The organism is Pseudomonas sp. CVAP#3, from assembly GCF_018986375.1.
In the GTDB taxonomy this organism is placed as follows: Bacteria; Pseudomonadota; Gammaproteobacteria; order Pseudomonadales; family Pseudomonadaceae; genus Aquipseudomonas; species Aquipseudomonas helvetica.
The window spans coordinates 1-14,798 of sequence record NZ_JAHMSC010000022.1 but is presented as its reverse complement, the minus strand read 5'-3'; the positions used below and the strand labels follow the sequence as shown (position 1 = coordinate 14,798).

The window sequence follows — 14,798 nt, the reverse complement described above, 5'->3', positions numbered from 1 at the left end:
AGAGCAGTTCCTTGAAGGCGGTCAGTGTGAGGTCGAGGCGCCAGGCCAGGCTTGTTTGGCGGCTATGAGCAGTCCCAGCAGGATAAACCCGCCGGGGGCGAGGATGGCTAGTCGTATGCCGCCATCAGCGGCAAACAGCCAGCCTTGCCCGCTGGAATCAATAATTCCGGTCAACCAGGACACATGGCTGGCGAATGACCCATTGCCAAGGGCTTCTCGCAACACGCCCAGTACAACCATCAGCCCAAAAAACAGGCTGGACAGGCGAATCCGGTCGATCATGCTGGCCAGGCTAAAAAAGCCGCTGTGCTCCAGCACAATGCACTGCAGGGCAATCAGTCCGGCATACATTCCCAGTTGCTGATGCAGTTCAAAGGCCCAGGCCTGTAATGCCAATGTTGCCAGGCTGGTCAATGTGGCGGCGAGTGCAATGCAGGTGATCAACTGCAGGGACGGGACGATCCGCGGCCGCAATACACTCATCTTCAGGCCGTAAACACCAATGACCAGCAGCGATAACAGCGACAGACCCAAGGCTTTTACCAAGGAGTCACTGGCGCCGATCAACGGGGTCAATATCAGCGAGTTCTGCAGCATCGAGGACTGCTTCATTGTCCGCTCCCGATCAGTTGTGGCTGATGCTCGTCGAAATAGCGTAACGCATCATGGATCGCGCTGATCACCGCCCTGGAAGTGACGGTTGCGCCGATCAACTGGTCGAATTGCCCCTGATCTTTTTTCAGCGCCCAGCCACTGTCACCAGGGTCGTTGCGCGACTTGCCGAAAAAGCCCTGAAGCCAGGGATTGGGCTGGTCGGCGATTCTCCCGCCCAGTCCGGGTGTTTCCGATTGCTTGAGGGTTTTGACTCCCAGCAACTTGCCGTTGATGTCGATCACGATCAGCAGTTCGATCGCATTTTCGTAACCCGTCACCTGGCTGCGTAATATCACTGCATTGGGTTTTCCGGCTGCTGTGGTCAGGTAACCGCCCAGTAAGGTGCTGTTGCTCAGCGCGATATCCTTGAGTTCGAGTGGTTGGTCCAAAGGCTGATTGTCGTAGCTGCCGGCTGGCAGCATGTCGAACAGCTTGCGGCTTTCGATCAAGCGCTGTTCAGCCGAGATCTGCGGTGCGGTGGCGTGTTGCAGGAAAAATGTAGCACCTGCACCCAATCCGGCCACGACCACCAGCATCAGCACACTGAAATTCCGGTTCATGGCGTACGAGGCTCTGATTGTGCAGCAGCGAGGCGTTCCAGGGCCGGTACGCAGAGATTCATCAGCAGCACCGCAAAGGCCACCCCATCGGGATAGCCGCCCCAGGTTCGAATCAGGTAGGTCAGCAGACCGACGCCCGCGCCGAACATCAGGCGGGCTTTGGGACTCTTCGCTCCCGACACCGGTTCGGTCACGATAAAGAATGCCCCGAGCATGCTCGCACCCGTCAGCAAGTGAAAGAGCGGGGAGCCGTGGGAGTCCGAACCCGATCCGTTCCAGCACAGCAGACTGATGACGAACAGACTGCCGAGCATGCCGACCGGCGCATGCCAGCTGAACACCCGCTGCTGTAACAGGAACGCGCCGCCCGCGAGAAAGGCCAGATTCACCCATTCGACACCTTTACCACCCACGTGGCCAAACGCCGGGTTGCCGGCGAAGAGTTCGTCCATGGTCAGGCTTTTGTTGATTCGCAGGCTATCCAGCGCCGTGGCCGTCACCCAGGCGTCGGGCTGCTCGATACCGCTGAAATTGAAACCGAAAATCTGTTGCAGGCCGGCGAGTAGATTCATCCCGTGGGACGTCGGCCAGTGGGTCATCTGTCGCGGGAAACACACCAGTACCAGAGCAAAACCGAGCATGGCCGGATTGAACGGGTTTTTGCCGACGCCGCCATACAGGTGCTTGCCGAAAAACATCGCGAATGCCGCAGCGCTGACCGTCAGCCACCATGGACAGTAAGGTGGTAACGCCAGTGCCAGCAACGTGGCGCTGACCAACGCGCTGCCGTCGCTTATCGCAGGCTTGAGCGGGTACTTGCGCAAGCGCAACACCAGCGCTTCAACGGCTAATGCGCTGCCGCAGGCCAGCAGCAGGTTGATCAGAACGCCCCAGCCAGATAACCAGAACAACACCAGCATGCCTGGCACGGTAGCCAGTAAAACCCGCTTCATCGCCTGTTGCAGGCGATCATCGACTGGTTCAAGGGATGACATAGGCGTTTACCTGGCGCTCGGCTTCGCAGAGCCGTTCGCGGGCCTTGGCCAGCAGCTCCGACGGCGTATCAGGACGCCGCTCGAGCTTGCTGACATCGGCGCGGGCATAAGCCAGCTCGGTTTTCAGTTGCCGCAGTTGAGCGTCGATGGGACGTTTTTCGACGCGTACCAGATCGGGGGCCGGTTTTTCGCTGGCTCCCTCGGCAGCGTGCAGCGCCTGCTCCGCTTGAGCCAGGGCTGCGCTGAGCGCTTCCAGTTGCTCGGCCGGTGCTTCGCTGGCCTGGGCTTTTTTCAGCTCGGCGCGACGCATCGCCAGCTGGATTTTCGCGCGTTTGAGTTCGGTATCGTCGGCCGGCACCGTCGGTTGCACCGGTGCTGACGGGACTGTGCTTTCGAGCTGCGCCAGGGCCTGCTCGGCGGCTTCGAATTGCTGCTGCAAAATGATCAGCTGCGACTGCTGTTCAAAGGTCGGAGGATGCCCAAAAGCTTTCAGCGATTTGTTCAGTTGCGCGCGGCTCATCGCCACATCGATCTTGGCTTTTTTCAGCGCGGCATCGGCGGCAGCGGCTTTTTGTGCCTGAACCCGGGCAATGGCGTCCTGCAGCGGGGTATTGCTGGTATCGCTGTGTTGAGCGGCTTTTTGCGCGCGGGCCAGTCGTTCGGCGTGCTTTTGCTCTTCCTCACGACGCAGGCGTGCATTGCGCTGTTCGAAGCGCTGCCTTGCGTGATCGCGTTTGGCGGTGCGTGCCTGCAGTTCTTCGGGCGTGAACGCCAGACCACCGATAATCGGCAGCACCTGGGTCGAGGGTAAAGGATGCATTTCAATGCAATCCACCGGGCAGGGGGCTACACACAGATCGCAGCCGGTGCATTCGTCGATAAGCACCGTGTGCATCAGTTTTGCCGCGCCGACAATCGCGTCTATCGGGCAGGCCTGAATGCACTTGGTGCAGCCGATGCATTCGGCTTCACGGATAAATGCAATTTGTGCCGGTGCCGAACCACGGCTGGTGTCCAGTTCCAACACCGGGATTTTCAGCAGTTCGGCCAACGCTGAAATGGTCTCGTTGCCGCCTGGCGGGCACTTGTTGATTGCCTCGCCATTGGCAATGCCTTCAGCGTAGGGCTTGCATCCGGGGTGGCCGCATTTGCCGCATTGGGTCTGCGGCAGGAGTGCGTCGATACGTTGAATCAGACTCATGTTTTGATCAGTCCGCTGAAGCCGAGAAATGCCACTGCGACCAGTCCGGCGCTGATCAGGTCGATCGGCAGGCCACGAAAGGGCAGGGGCACATCGTTATTGAGAATGCGCTGGCGCAGGTCGCTGAACAGACTCAGCACCAGCCAGAAACCCAGCCCGGCGCCAAGACATAGCGCTACGTGATAGCCAAAGCCTTTGTCACTCTGCATGCCGAACAGGCTCAGCCCCAGCACGCCAGCGTTGCCCAGCAACAACGGCCACAAGCCGTTGAACGGCAACTCTGGCAGGGCACGCGTCAGCAGATTCAACACCGGGGTAATCAGCAGTACGCTCAAGGGCAAAAACACAAACAGGTACAAGGACGTCAGCCCAAGCGGTATCAGCAACCAGTGATAGGCCGCGTAACCCAGAACGCCGCTGAGCAACATCAGGCAGGTGGTTGCAATGCCGAGGGCATGAACCTGACGGCGCTCGATGGCAGGCTCATGCGTCGATTGCATCAACGGATCGACACCCAGCGGCCAGTGCACGATGAAGTTATTGATCAGGGCGGTGCTGATGAGCGTGAGCAGAATGTCGGTCATGGGCGTGCCGGGTTGAGCGAACGGGCCTGTGCATAAAGATTAGGCATTATCCGGCAAGCAGATATGAAAATCCCACCGCCGCGAGTCAACGCGACGGTGGGATCGGTTCAGTCAGGCAACTTACTTGATGCGCTGACCCGGCTTGGCGCCGCTGTCCGGGCTCAACAGGTAGATTTCTTCGCCGCCAGGGCCTGCCGCCATGACCATGCCTTCGGAGATCCCGAAGCGCATTTTGCGTGGCTTGAGGTTGGCGATCATCATTGTCAGGCGACCTTCAAGCTTGGCCGGGTCTGGATACGCGCTCTTGATGCCGGAGAACACGTTGCGTTGCTCGTCACCGATGTCCAGGGTCAGGCGCAGCAGCTTGTCTGCACCTTCCACGGCTTCGGCTTTGAGAATCAGCGCCACCCGCAGGTCAACCGCGGCAAAGGTATCGAACTCGATCTCTGGCGACAGCGGATCCTTGGCCAGTTCGCCATTCCCTTGTGGGGCGGCATCGCCGGTGTCGGTCTGGCTGGCGGCAAGGTCTTCTTTTGAAGCGTCGGTCATGGCCTGCACCTTGACTGGGTCGATGCGCGTCATCAGCGGTTTGAACTCGTTCAGCTGATGGTTGCTGAGCAGGGTTGCGTGATCGTTCCAGGTCAGCGGTGCGACGTTGAGGAACGCCTCGGCATCGGCGGCCAGCAACGGCAGCACAGGCTTGAGGAAGATCACCAGTTGGCGGAACAGGTTGACGCCCAGGGCGCAGATCGCCTGGACTTCGTCTTGCTTGCCTTCCTGCTTGTTCAGCGACCATGGCGCCTTATCGGCGATCCAGGCGTTGGCGCGGTCGGCCAGACCCATGATTTCACGCATGGCACGGGCGAAGTCGCGAGCCTCGTAAGCCTCGGCGATGCTTGGCGCAGCGGCCAGGAACGCTTCGGTCAGTTCTGGCGCGGCATTCCCGGCCACCAGCACACCGGCGTTGCCTTTGTGGATGAAGCCTGCGCAGCGGCTGGCGATGTTGACGACTTTGCCGACCAGGTCGGAGTTGACCTTCTGCACGAAGTCTTCGAGGTTCAGGTCCAGGTCGTCGACGCCACGGCCGAGTTTGGCGGCGTAGTAGTAACGCAGGTATTCCGGCGACAGGTGGTCCAGGTAGGTCCGGGCCTTGATGAAGGTGCCGCGGGACTTGGACATTTTCTGACCGTTGACGGTCAGGTAGCCGTGTACGTTGATACCGGTCGGCTTGCGGTAGCCCGCGCCTTCGAGCATGGCTGGCCAGAACAGCGCGTGGAAATTGACGATGTCCTTGCCGATGAAATGGTACAGCTCGGCAGTGGAGTCCTTGGCCCAGTACGCGTCGAAGTCCAGTTCAGGACGACGTGCGCAGAGGTTCTTGAAGCTCGCCATGTAGCCGATTGGCGCGTCCAGCCAGACATAGAAGTACTTGCCTGGCTCGTCGGGGATTTCGAAACCGAAATACGGCGCATCGCGGGAGATGTCCCACTGTTGCAGGCCGACATCCAGCCACTCGGCGATCTTGTTCGCGACTGCGTCTTGCAGGGTGCCGCTGCGGGTCCATTCCTGCAGCATCTGCTGGAAGTCCGGCAGCTTGAAGAAGAAGTGCTGGGAATCCTTGAGCACCGGGGTGGCGCCCGAGATCGCCGACTTCGGATCTTTCAGGTCGGTCGGCGCATAAGTGGCACCGCATTTTTCGCAGTTGTCGCCGTACTGGTCTTCAGTGCCGCATTTCGGGCAGGTGCCCTTGATGAAGCGGTCGGCCAGGAACATTTTCTTTTCCGGGTCGAAATACTGGGTGATCGAGCGCGTGGCGATGTGCCCGGCGTCACGCAGCTTCAGGTAGATCTGGCTCGACAGCTCACGGTTTTCTTCAGCGTGAGTGGAGTGGAAGTTGTCGAAGTCCACCAGGAACTCGGCAAAGTCGGCGCTGTGTTCAGCCTGGACGTTGGCGATCAGTTGTTCCGGGGTGATACCTTCTTTTTCTGCGCGCAGCATGATGGCCGAACCGTGGGCGTCGTCCGCGCAGACATACGTGCATTGATTGCCGCGATGCTTCTGGAAGCGCACCCACATATCGGTCTGGATGTACTCAAGCATATGGCCAAGGTGGATTGAACCATTGGCATAGGGCAGGGCGCTGGTGACGAGGATCTTGCGTGGCTCGGACATGGGGCTCGGCTACTTGATGAAACGGAGGTCGGCCACTATAAAGCGCCGGCGCATATTTTTCACCCTTCAGGCCTGTTTCCGGATACATCGGCTGCGAAAACCTGTGGCGAGGGAGCTTGCTTCCGCTGGGTGGCGAAGCCGCCCCAAATCAGGCGACGCCGAGCTGGCAGTACCACCGCGTCAATGATGTACGGCTGCTGCGCACCCGAGCGGGAGCAAGCTCCCTCGCCACAAATGAGTGTCCGGCGTAGGATACCCGTCTGATTTTCCAGCCTTGTTATCGGAGTTGCCCATGAGCGCCGTCAATCGCGCAGCGGTGGAAGCCGTCCTTCGTCAGTACACCGACCCTTACTTGAACCAGGATCCGGTCAGCGCCGGTTGCCTGCGCAGCATCGACATTCAGGGCGACCGCGTCAGCGTTCAGCTGGAACTGGGCTACGCCGCCGGCCTGTTCAAGAGTGGCTGGGCGCAAATGCTGCAAATGGCGATCGAAGGACTGGAGGGCGTGACCTCGGCCAAAGTCGACATCACCACCGTGATTGCCGCGCACAAGGCGCAGGCGCAGATCCCGGGTTTGGCCAACGTCAAGAACGTGGTCGCGGTGGCGTCCGGCAAGGGCGGCGTGGGCAAATCCACCACCGCCGCCAACCTTGCGCTGGCGCTGGCCCGCGAAGGCGCCAAGGTCGGGATCCTCGATGCCGATATCTACGGCCCGAGCCAGGGCATCATGTTCGGCATCCCGGAAGGCACCCGACCGAAGATCAAGGACCAGAAGTGGTTCGTGCCGATCGAGTCGCATGGCGTTGAAGTCATGTCCATGGCGTTTTTGACCGACGACAACACGCCGATGGTCTGGCGTGGCCCGATGGTCTCCGGCGCCTTGCTGCAACTGGTGACGCAGACCGCCTGGAGCGAGCTGGATTATCTGGTGATCGACATGCCGCCGGGCACCGGCGACATTCAGTTGACCCTGGCGCAAAAAGTCCCGGTGGCGGGTGCGGTGATTGTCACCACACCGCAGGATCTGGCATTGCTGGACGCCCGCAAAGGCGTGGAGATGTTCCGCAAGGTCAACATTCCAGTGCTCGGCGTGGTGGAAAACATGGCCGTGCACATCTGCTCCAACTGCGGTCATGCCGAGCACCTGTTCGGTGAAGGCGGCGGCGAGAAGCTGGCCAGTCAATATGGTGTCGAACTGCTGGCATCGCTGCCGCTGTCGATGTTGATCCGCGAGCAGGCCGATGGCGGCAAGCCAACGGTGATCGCCGAACCGGACAGCCAGATCGCCATGGTCTACCAGGAACTGGCCCGTCACGTGGGCGCGCGGATTGTCTTGCAGGAAGCCGCCACGCCAGCGATGCCGAACATCACTGTCAGTGACGATTGATATCTGTCAGATTGACGCTGATTAAATGTGGGAGCAGCCGGGCGGCGCTCCCACAGTTGTTTTGTGTATGGCTTAGATGCGCAAACCGCCATCCATCTCCAGGATCCGGCCGGTGTAGTAGTCGTTCTCGAAGATGTAGGCCGCCGAATGGGCAATTTCTTCGGGCTTGCCCATGCGCTTGAGCGGAATCCCGGAGGTCATTTTCTCCAGCGCTTCAGGCTTCATGCTCAGGGTCATTTCGGTCTCGATGAAGCCCGGCGCAATACCGGCCACGCGAATGCCGTAGCGCGCGAGTTCCTTGGCCCAGGTCACGGTGGCCGCAGCAACCCCGGCCTTGGCGGCGGAGTAGTTGGTCTGGCCGACGTTGCCGGCGCGGGAAATTGAGGAGATGTTGACGATCGCGCCGCTGGTCTTCAGCTCGATCATTTTCGCTGCCACTTCCCGGGTGCAAAGGAACACTCCGGTCAGGTTGACGTCGATCACGGCCTGCCACTGGGCCAGGCTCATTTTGGTCATTTCGCCGTCCTTGACCTTGATCAGCAGGCCATCGCGCAGAATCCCGGCGTTGTTGATCAGGCCGTGGATCGCGCCGAAGTCTTCGGCAACCTGGGCGACCATGTGAGTCACCTGTTCTTCATTGGCGACGTTGCACAGATAAGCGCGAGCCTCGACACCGGCGGCTTTGCAGGCGGCGACGGCCTGGTCCAGCTTTTCCTGGTTGAGATCGACCAGTGCCAGTTTTGCGCCCTTGGCGGCGAAATACTCGGCCATCGAACGGCCTAAACCCTGGCAACCGCCCGTGATAATGATTACTTTGTCAGTGAGTTTCATTCGCATGCCCCCAATGGCAGGTCAGAGTGGTTTCCTTTTAGAGAGCCTCTCGATCTGCACCTGATGTGGCCTGGCTGCACACGAGAATTGCCCCGATGGCATTGCTGGAACTTTGATCCAGGTGCCTGTCCGTTTTTTTGACGGATTCTATATAAGGAGTCATAAATTGAGCGTTGAAGCTGCCAAGCATGCCCGAGAATTGCTACTCAAGGAATACCGCGGAGTGCTCTCGACGCACTCCAAGGCAATGCCCGGTTTCCCGTTCGGCTCAGTGGTTCCTTATTGCCTGGACGAGCAGGGCCGGCCGCTGATCCTGATCAGCCGGATCGCCCAGCACACCCACAATCTGCAAAAAGACCCCAAATGCTCATTGCTGGTGGGTGAGCGCGAGGCTGAAGACGTGCAGGCCGTTGGTCGCCTGACCTACCTGGCCGAAGCGGAAAAAATCCAGGATCAGGCCGCCATCGATGCCGCCGCAGAGCGTTATTACCGCTATTTCCCGGACTCGCAGAACTATCACAAGGCACATGATTTCGATTTCTGGATACTCAAACCGGTTCGTCATCGCTACATCGGCGGTTTCGGTGCGATTCACTGGGTCGACCAGTTGACCCTGGCCAACCCGTTTGCCGGCAAGGCCGAAGTGAGCATGGTCGAACACATGAACGCCGATCATGCCAAGGCCATCGCTCATTACGTCGACCTGGCCGGTTTGCCGAAAACTTCACCTGCTCAATTGGCGGGTATCGACAGCGAAGGGATGCACCTGCGCATTGGTCAGGGGCTGTACTGGTTGCCGTTCCCAGAGGTTTGTAATACGCCGACACAAGTACGCGAAGCCTTGGTTTTACTGGCTCACGCCGAGCATTGGCCGAAAAATGCGATAGCCGACGCTTGAAATCACGAAACGGCGACGTCATCTAAGTTCTACTTGCAAGGCATTCTTGCGTTGAGGAACCATTTGATGCGCCCTTTTTTGTTGCTCTTTCTGCTGTTCCCGGTGTTGGAGCTGTTCGTATTCGTCAAGGTCAGCGCGGCCATCGGGTTTTTCCCGGCGCTGCTGCTGATCATTCTCGGCTCGATGCTCGGCGTGTTCGTGCTGCGTATCGCCGGTCTGGCCACCGCATTGCGCGCTCGTGAGAGCCTGAACCGCGGTGAATTGCCAGCCCAGACCATGCTCGAAGGCCTGATGCTGGCGTTGGGTGGCGGTCTGTTGATCCTGCCAGGTTTCATCAGCAGCGTGATCGGCCTGATCATGACGTTGCCGCTCACCCGTCGGCTGCTGGCCAACACGATGCGCAAGCGCGCCGAAGAACAGGCTATTCGTCAGCGTGCCTTTGCCGACGATCTGCAACCGCGTGGCGGCCCGGCTCCGCGCCAACCGCTGGGCCGTGAGCCGAACGTGATCGAAGGCGAGTTCGAGCACCGCGATTCCAAGTAACTCCTTTAGCGACACGGCACCTTCGGGTGCCGTGTTCGTTTCTGTGGCCAGTAATGTAAAAAAATTCACTGCCCAGCCCTTGTAATAAGCTTATGCGCCCTTATGTAACGGTCACCGCAAGGTTTCTGGTGGTGACCACCAGACAGACTTCCGCGGTTCGCTTGGCGAACCGCAACCGGCAACGCCGGAATTTAACCTGCCGGGATTACACCGGCCGCTGAAAACCACAATTAGGAGAGATCGACAATGAAGCTTCGTCCTCTGCATGACCGCGTCGTCATCCGTCGCAGCGAAGAAGAAAAGAAAACTGCTGGCGGTATCGTTCTGCCAGGTTCGGCTGCCGAAAAAGCCAACAGCGGTGAAGTCCTCGCTGTCGGTACCGGCCGCGTGCTGGACAACGGTGAAGTGCGTGCGCTGGCCGTGAAAGTGGGTGACAAGGTTGTGTTCGGCCCGTACTCCGGCAGCAACACTGTGAAAGTCGACGGTGAAGACCTGCTGGTAATGGCTGAGAACGAGATTCTCGCTGTTATCGAAGGCTGATTTGCGCTCAATTTCCCGCTACTACAAAAGTATTTAAGGAATATCGATCATGGCTGCTAAAGAAGTTAAATTCGGCGATTCCGCCCGTAAGAAAATGCTCGCCGGTGTCAACGTCCTGGCTGACGCAGTAAAAGCGACCCTGGGCCCTAAAGGCCGTAACGTGATCATCGAGAAGAGCTTCGGCGCTCCGACCATCACCAAGGACGGCGTTTCCGTAGCCAAAGAAATCGAACTGAAAGATCGTTTCGAAAACATGGGCGCGCAGCTGGTCAAAGACGTTGCCTCCCGTGCCAACGATGACGCAGGCGACGGCACCACCACCGCTACCGTTCTGGCTCAATCGATCGTCAACGAAGGCCTGAAAGCCGTCGCTGCCGGCATGAACCCGATGGACCTGAAGCGCGGCATCGACAAAGCGACCATCGCTATTGTCAAAGAGCTGAAAGCCCTGTCCAAGCCATGCGCTGACACCAAGGCAATCGCTCAGGTCGGCACCATCTCGGCCAACTCCGACAGCTCCATCGGCGACATCATTGCCGAAGCCATGGAAAAAGTCGGTAAAGAAGGCGTGATCACCGTTGAAGAAGGCTCGGGCCTGGAAAACGAACTGTCGGTTGTAGAAGGCATGCAGTTCGACCGTGGCTACCTGTCCCCGTACTTCGTCAACAAGCCAGAGACCATGACCGCCGAACTGGACGGTCCGCTGATCCTGCTGGTCGACAAAAAGATCTCGAACATCCGCGAAATGCTGCCAGTGCTGGAAGCCGTTGCCAAAGCCGGCCGTCCTCTGCTGATCGTTGCCGAAGACGTTGAAGGCGAAGCCCTGGCGACTCTGGTTGTGAACAACATGCGCGGCATCGTTAAAGTGGCTGCCGTCAAAGCCCCAGGCTTCGGCGACCGTCGCAAGGCCATGCTGCAGGACATCGCTGTCCTGACTGGCGGTACCGTTATCTCCGAAGAGATCGGTCTGAGCCTGGAAAGCACTACCCTGGAACACCTGGGTAATGCCAAGCGCGTGATCCTGTCCAAAGAAAACACCACCATCATCGACGGTGCTGGCGTTGAGGCTGACATCCAGGCTCGCGTTGTTCAGATCCGTCAACAAGTGGCTGACACTTCGTCCGACTACGACCGTGAAAAACTGCAAGAGCGTCTGGCCAAGCTGTCCGGCGGCGTTGCAGTGATCAAGGTTGGCGCTGGTTCCGAAGTTGAAATGAAAGAGAAGAAAGCCCGCGTTGAAGACGCCCTGCACGCTACCCGTGCAGCCGTTGAAGAAGGTGTGGTACCTGGCGGTGGCGTGGCACTGGTTCGCGCTCTGCAAGCGATCTCCGAGCTGAAAGGCGACAACGATGACCAGAACGTAGGCATCCAGTTGCTGCGTCGCGCTGTTGAAGCGCCACTGCGTCAGATCGTTGCCAACTCCGGCGACGAGCCAAGCGTTGTAGTCGACAAGGTCAAGCAGGGCAAGGGTAACTACGGTTACAACGCTGCTACCGGCGAATACGGCGACATGATCGAAATGGGTATCCTGGACCCGGCCAAAGTGACCCGTTCGGCTCTGCAAGCGGCTTCGTCGATTGCCAGCCTGATGATCACCACCGAAGCCATGATCGCCGAGATCAAGGAAGACGGTCCAGCTGGCGGCGGCATGCCAGACATGGGCGGTATGGGCGGCATGGGCGGCATGATGTAAGCCAGCCTTACCCCGTACGATAAAAACCCCGCTGGCGTAAGCCAGCGGGGTTTTTTATTTTCTGTGAAGATGATCGTTCCCACGCTCTGCGTGGGAATGCAGCCCGGGACGCTCTGCGTCCCTGACAGGGTTTGGATCAACAGATCTATCCCTGAGCCACTCTTGGCCTTAAGCTGCGCGGGCCAAGACGGCCGTTACTGTGTACGGAGCAAGTGCCCATGCGAATTCTATTGGTTGAAGACAACCGCGACATCCTCGCCAATCTGGCCGATTACCTGGGGCTTAAAGGCTATACCGTGGATTGCGCGCAGGACGGTTTGTCAGGTCTGCACCTGGCGGCCACCGAGCATTACGACCTGATCGTGCTCGACATCATGCTGCCCGGCATCGATGGTTACACCCTGTGCAAACGCCTGCGCGAAGATGCCCGGCGCGATACCCCAGTGATCATGCTGACTGCCCGTGACCAACTGGATGACCGGCTGCAGGGCTTCAAGTCCGGTGCCGATGATTACCTGGTCAAACCGTTTGCCCTGTCTGAACTGGCGGCGCGCATCGAGGCGGTCATGCGCCGTACCCAGGGTGGCGGTCGCCGTGCCCTGCAGGTTGGCGATCTGAGCTACGACCTCGACACGCTGGAAGTGACCCGCGAAGGTCGCCTGCTGAAACTCAACCCGGTAGGCCTCAAGCTGCTGGCGGTGTTGATGCAGAAAAGCCCACACGTCTTGCGTCGCGAAATACTCGAAGAAGCCCTTTGGGGCGATGACTGTCCGGACAGCGACAGCTTGCGCAGTCACGTCCATCAGTTGCGTCAGGTGATCGACAAGCCGTTCGCCAAACCATTGCTGCAAACCGTGCACGGCGTCGGCTATCGCCTGGCCGAGGGACGTGATGGAGTTTAAGCAGAGCCTTGCTCAGCGGATCATTATTGCCTTTGCCTTGATGAGTGCGTTGGTGGCGGGGGCATTCGCCATAGGCATCGTGGCGACCGTGCATCTGGTCGAAGAAAAGCTGATTTCTTCAGGCCTGGGTGGCGATTTACAGCGTTTGCTGTTGATGGACAGTATGGCCGACTGGAGTCACCGTCCCGAGCCCGATCAGTTGTTCTACTTCAGTGGCGGCCCTGGCGACTTTGACTTGCCCAGGGACCTGCGGCATCTGAATGCGGGCTTTCATGAAGTATTTCGCGAGCAGCTGTCATACCACGCGCTCGTCGAGATCGTTGACGGCCGCCGCTACGTCCTGATGCAGGATCAAAGCGATTTCGAAGAGCGCGAGCGAGTGCTGTTTGCCGTGGTACTGGTGGGGTTTGTATTAAGTCTGGCATTGGCGGTGTTCCTTGGCTGGGTGCTCGCGCGCAAGGTCATGGCGCCGGTGGTCCGGCTGGCGCGCCAGGTGCGTCACCGCGATCAACTGCTCGGCCTGGCACCGCCCCTGGCGCCGAACTATGCCGCCGATGAAGTCGGTGAACTGGCCGTCGCCTTCGACGCCACGCTGGGCCGATTGCGCCAGGCGCTGAGTCGCGAACGGCTGTTCACCAGCGACGTCAGTCACGAACTGCGCACCCCGTTGATGGTATTGGCCAGCTCCTGCGAACTGTTGCTGGAGAACCCGGACCTCGATCAGCGCAGTCGCAACCAGGTCGAGCGGATCGCTCGTGCCTGTGAAGAGATGCGCGAACTGGTCCAGACCTTCCTGATGCTCGCCCGGGCCCAGCGCGAAGATGCCAGCATGTCGCCGCAACAGACCTTGGGGCAGGTGGCCGAGGACTTGCTCGGCCTGTGGCGCGAGCCGATCGAAGACAAGGGTCTCACGCTGTTTTATGAACCCGGCAACCCGACGGATACGCGCTATAACGCGACATTCCTGCACGCGGTCATGGGGAACCTGTTGCGTAATGCCTTGCACTACACCGATAGCGGATTTATTCGCCTGACCATTCTGCCCCGCGGTTTTCTGGTCGAAGACAGCGGCGTCGGTATTCCTGAAGAGAAGCGTGAAGCGATGTTCGAGCCGTTTGTACGCGGTGGCGAGAAGCGTGGGGATGGGCTTGGGCTGGGTCTGTCGCTGGTGCAGAGGATTTGTGAAAACCAGGGCTGGAGCGTCAGTCTCAGCACCATGGAGCCCAACGGCTGCCGCTTTCATGTCGCGCTGGGCAAGCCGGACGCCTGATGCCACGGTCGCGACCGTAGAAGCAGAGTTCAAACAGGCGGATTTTCGGGTCCATGACCCGCCAGCAAGCGGCTTCGCATGACATGAAACAGCTGCGCCGCCACTCGTCGTGGGGCTCGGCGGATTGGGCGAAGCTCATCTATTTTTATAAGAAGGCGTTTGGCAGTTCTATCAAAGGTTTGTAGCGATGAAACTAGAAATTGCTAGGGGGCTATTTTTGGCAGGAGCCTTGGCAGTTGTTTCATTGGCGGTGGTCGGCCTGGAGCAGCCACGTACGCAAGTTCTCAGTGCAAAGAATGGCGGCGTGCATTGCCCGCTACCACGGACTGCGAAGTCATCCACGGTGACCCACTCCGAAAATGATGAGCTGTTCTTGTTCATGCTTGGCATGACTCAGGGAATGAAACACCAGAGTTGAAACCCCTCAGCCCACATCAAAGGCCTCGCATACGCGTAATGCTGTTCACTTAAGCCGATGTTTCAGGCACATCCGCGGTTGTGGCGAGGGAGCTTGCTCCCGCTGGGGCGCGAAGCGGCCCTGAATTGGGCCTGCTACGCAGTCCAGCGG

Annotated in this window: 15 protein-coding genes and 1 pseudogene; 9 read left to right on the top strand and 7 right to left on the bottom strand. The window is 59.2% G+C overall.

Annotated features, from left to right (window positions below; translation table 11 throughout):
- Nucleotides 1-21 precede the first annotated feature (21 nt).
- The 6 genes from KRR23_RS25745 to metG form a co-directional block, all read right to left on the bottom strand.
- Nucleotides 22-612 (bottom strand): Rnf-Nqr domain containing protein, encoded by a 591-nt coding sequence (locus tag KRR23_RS25745; protein WP_216744743.1) that lies wholly within the window; start codon nt 610-612, stop codon nt 22-24.
- Nucleotides 609-1,214, bottom strand: coding sequence for an RnfABCDGE type electron transport complex subunit G (locus tag KRR23_RS25740; protein ID WP_216744742.1), 606 nt, complete (start codon nt 1,212-1,214; stop codon nt 609-611). Before KRR23_RS25740 ends, KRR23_RS25745 begins: the two co-directional genes overlap by 4 nt.
- Nucleotides 1,211-2,209, bottom strand: coding sequence for an RnfABCDGE type electron transport complex subunit D (locus tag KRR23_RS25735; protein WP_216744741.1), 999 nt, complete (start codon nt 2,207-2,209; stop codon nt 1,211-1,213). The genes KRR23_RS25740 and KRR23_RS25735 overlap by 4 nt, the downstream gene beginning before the upstream one ends.
- Nucleotides 2,196-3,410 (bottom strand): electron transport complex subunit RsxB, encoded by a 1,215-nt coding sequence (rsxB, locus tag KRR23_RS25730; RefSeq protein ID WP_216744740.1) that lies wholly within the window; start codon nt 3,408-3,410, stop codon nt 2,196-2,198. Before rsxB ends, KRR23_RS25735 begins: the two co-directional genes overlap by 14 nt.
- A complete protein-coding gene (locus KRR23_RS25725; protein WP_216744739.1) occupies nt 3,407-3,994 on the bottom strand; it encodes an Rnf-Nqr domain containing protein in 588 nt (195 codons plus the stop codon). The genes rsxB and KRR23_RS25725 overlap by 4 nt, the downstream gene beginning before the upstream one ends.
- A gap of 120 nt (nt 3,995-4,114) precedes the next feature.
- A complete protein-coding gene (gene metG / locus KRR23_RS25720; protein ID WP_216744738.1) occupies nt 4,115-6,166 on the bottom strand; it encodes a methionine--tRNA ligase in 2,052 nt (683 codons plus the stop codon).
- A gap of 292 nt (nt 6,167-6,458) precedes the next feature.
- On the opposite strand from metG, the gene apbC reads away from it, so the two are divergent.
- Nucleotides 6,459-7,553, top strand: coding sequence for an iron-sulfur cluster carrier protein ApbC (gene apbC / locus KRR23_RS25715; protein WP_216744737.1), 1,095 nt, complete (start codon nt 6,459-6,461; stop codon nt 7,551-7,553).
- Nucleotides 7,554-7,625: 72 nt separating this feature from the next.
- Here the strand turns inward: apbC and KRR23_RS25710 are convergent, their stop codons facing one another.
- Nucleotides 7,626-8,384, bottom strand: coding sequence for an SDR family oxidoreductase (locus KRR23_RS25710; protein ID WP_216744736.1), 759 nt, complete (start codon nt 8,382-8,384; stop codon nt 7,626-7,628).
- 166 nt (nt 8,385-8,550) lie between these two features.
- On the opposite strand from KRR23_RS25710, the gene KRR23_RS25705 reads away from it, so the two are divergent.
- The 8 genes and pseudogenes from KRR23_RS25705 to KRR23_RS25670 all read left to right on the top strand — a co-directional run bounded on the left by KRR23_RS25705 (nt 8,551) and on the right by KRR23_RS25670 (nt 14,648).
- Nucleotides 8,551-9,282, top strand: coding sequence for a HugZ family protein (locus KRR23_RS25705; protein WP_216744735.1), 732 nt, complete (start codon nt 8,551-8,553; stop codon nt 9,280-9,282).
- Nucleotides 9,283-9,348: 66 nt separating this feature from the next.
- Nucleotides 9,349-9,825, top strand: coding sequence for an FxsA family protein (locus KRR23_RS25700; RefSeq protein WP_216744734.1), 477 nt, complete (start codon nt 9,349-9,351; stop codon nt 9,823-9,825).
- A 246-nt stretch (nt 9,826-10,071) separates the two neighbouring features.
- Nucleotides 10,072-10,365, top strand: a complete 294-nt coding sequence (locus tag KRR23_RS25695) for a co-chaperone GroES (protein ID WP_008032125.1) — start codon at nt 10,072-10,074, stop codon at nt 10,363-10,365.
- A 49-nt stretch (nt 10,366-10,414) separates the two neighbouring features.
- The gene (gene groL / locus KRR23_RS25690; RefSeq protein ID WP_216744733.1) at nt 10,415-12,058 is read left to right on the top strand and encodes a chaperonin GroEL; all 1,644 of its coding nucleotides are present in this window, start codon (nt 10,415-10,417) and stop codon (nt 12,056-12,058) included.
- A gap of 218 nt (nt 12,059-12,276) precedes the next feature.
- A complete protein-coding gene (gene colR, locus KRR23_RS25685; RefSeq protein WP_054593790.1) occupies nt 12,277-12,960 on the top strand; it encodes a two-component system response regulator ColR in 684 nt (227 codons plus the stop codon).
- Entirely contained in the window at nt 12,950-14,230 is a 1,281-nt protein-coding gene (locus KRR23_RS25680; RefSeq protein ID WP_216744732.1) for a HAMP domain-containing sensor histidine kinase, read from the top strand. The genes colR and KRR23_RS25680 overlap by 11 nt, the downstream gene beginning before the upstream one ends.
- Nucleotides 14,231-14,283: 53 nt before the next feature.
- Nucleotides 14,284-14,415 (top strand): annotated as a pseudogene (locus tag KRR23_RS25675) (InaA protein); the annotation flags it as partial.
- Between the two features lie 2 nt (nt 14,416-14,417).
- A complete protein-coding gene (locus tag KRR23_RS25670) occupies nt 14,418-14,648 on the top strand; it encodes a hypothetical protein (RefSeq protein ID WP_216744731.1) in 231 nt (76 codons plus the stop codon).
- Nucleotides 14,649-14,798 lie beyond the last annotated feature (150 nt).

Excerpts from the sequence above, each read along its gene's own strand:
- KRR23_RS25745 (WP_216744743.1), bottom strand. The coding sequence starts at position 612 with ATGAAGCAGTCCTCGATGCTGCAGAACTCGCTGATATTGACCCCGTTG.
- KRR23_RS25740 (WP_216744742.1), bottom strand. The coding sequence starts at position 1,214 with ATGAACCGGAATTTCAGTGTGCTGATGCTGGTGGTCGTGGCCGGATTG.
- KRR23_RS25735 (WP_216744741.1), bottom strand. The coding sequence starts at position 2,209 with ATGTCATCCCTTGAACCAGTCGATGATCGCCTGCAACAGGCGATGAAG.
- rsxB (WP_216744740.1), bottom strand. The coding sequence starts at position 3,410 with ATGAGTCTGATTCAACGTATCGACGCACTCCTGCCGCAGACCCAATGC.
- KRR23_RS25725 (WP_216744739.1), bottom strand. The coding sequence starts at position 3,994 with ATGACCGACATTCTGCTCACGCTCATCAGCACCGCCCTGATCAATAAC.
- metG (WP_216744738.1), bottom strand. The coding sequence starts at position 6,166 with ATGTCCGAGCCACGCAAGATCCTCGTCACCAGCGCCCTGCCCTATGCC.
- apbC (WP_216744737.1), top strand. The coding sequence starts at position 6,459 with ATGAGCGCCGTCAATCGCGCAGCGGTGGAAGCCGTCCTTCGTCAGTAC.
- KRR23_RS25710 (WP_216744736.1), bottom strand. The coding sequence starts at position 8,384 with ATGAAACTCACTGACAAAGTAATCATTATCACGGGCGGTTGCCAGGGT.
- KRR23_RS25700 (WP_216744734.1), top strand. The coding sequence starts at position 9,349 with ATGCGCCCTTTTTTGTTGCTCTTTCTGCTGTTCCCGGTGTTGGAGCTG.
- KRR23_RS25695 (WP_008032125.1), top strand. The coding sequence starts at position 10,072 with ATGAAGCTTCGTCCTCTGCATGACCGCGTCGTCATCCGTCGCAGCGAA.
- groL (WP_216744733.1), top strand. The coding sequence starts at position 10,415 with ATGGCTGCTAAAGAAGTTAAATTCGGCGATTCCGCCCGTAAGAAAATG.
- colR (WP_054593790.1), top strand. The coding sequence starts at position 12,277 with ATGCGAATTCTATTGGTTGAAGACAACCGCGACATCCTCGCCAATCTG.
- KRR23_RS25680 (WP_216744732.1), top strand. The coding sequence starts at position 12,950 with ATGGAGTTTAAGCAGAGCCTTGCTCAGCGGATCATTATTGCCTTTGCC.
- KRR23_RS25670 (WP_216744731.1), top strand. The coding sequence starts at position 14,418 with ATGAAACTAGAAATTGCTAGGGGGCTATTTTTGGCAGGAGCCTTGGCA.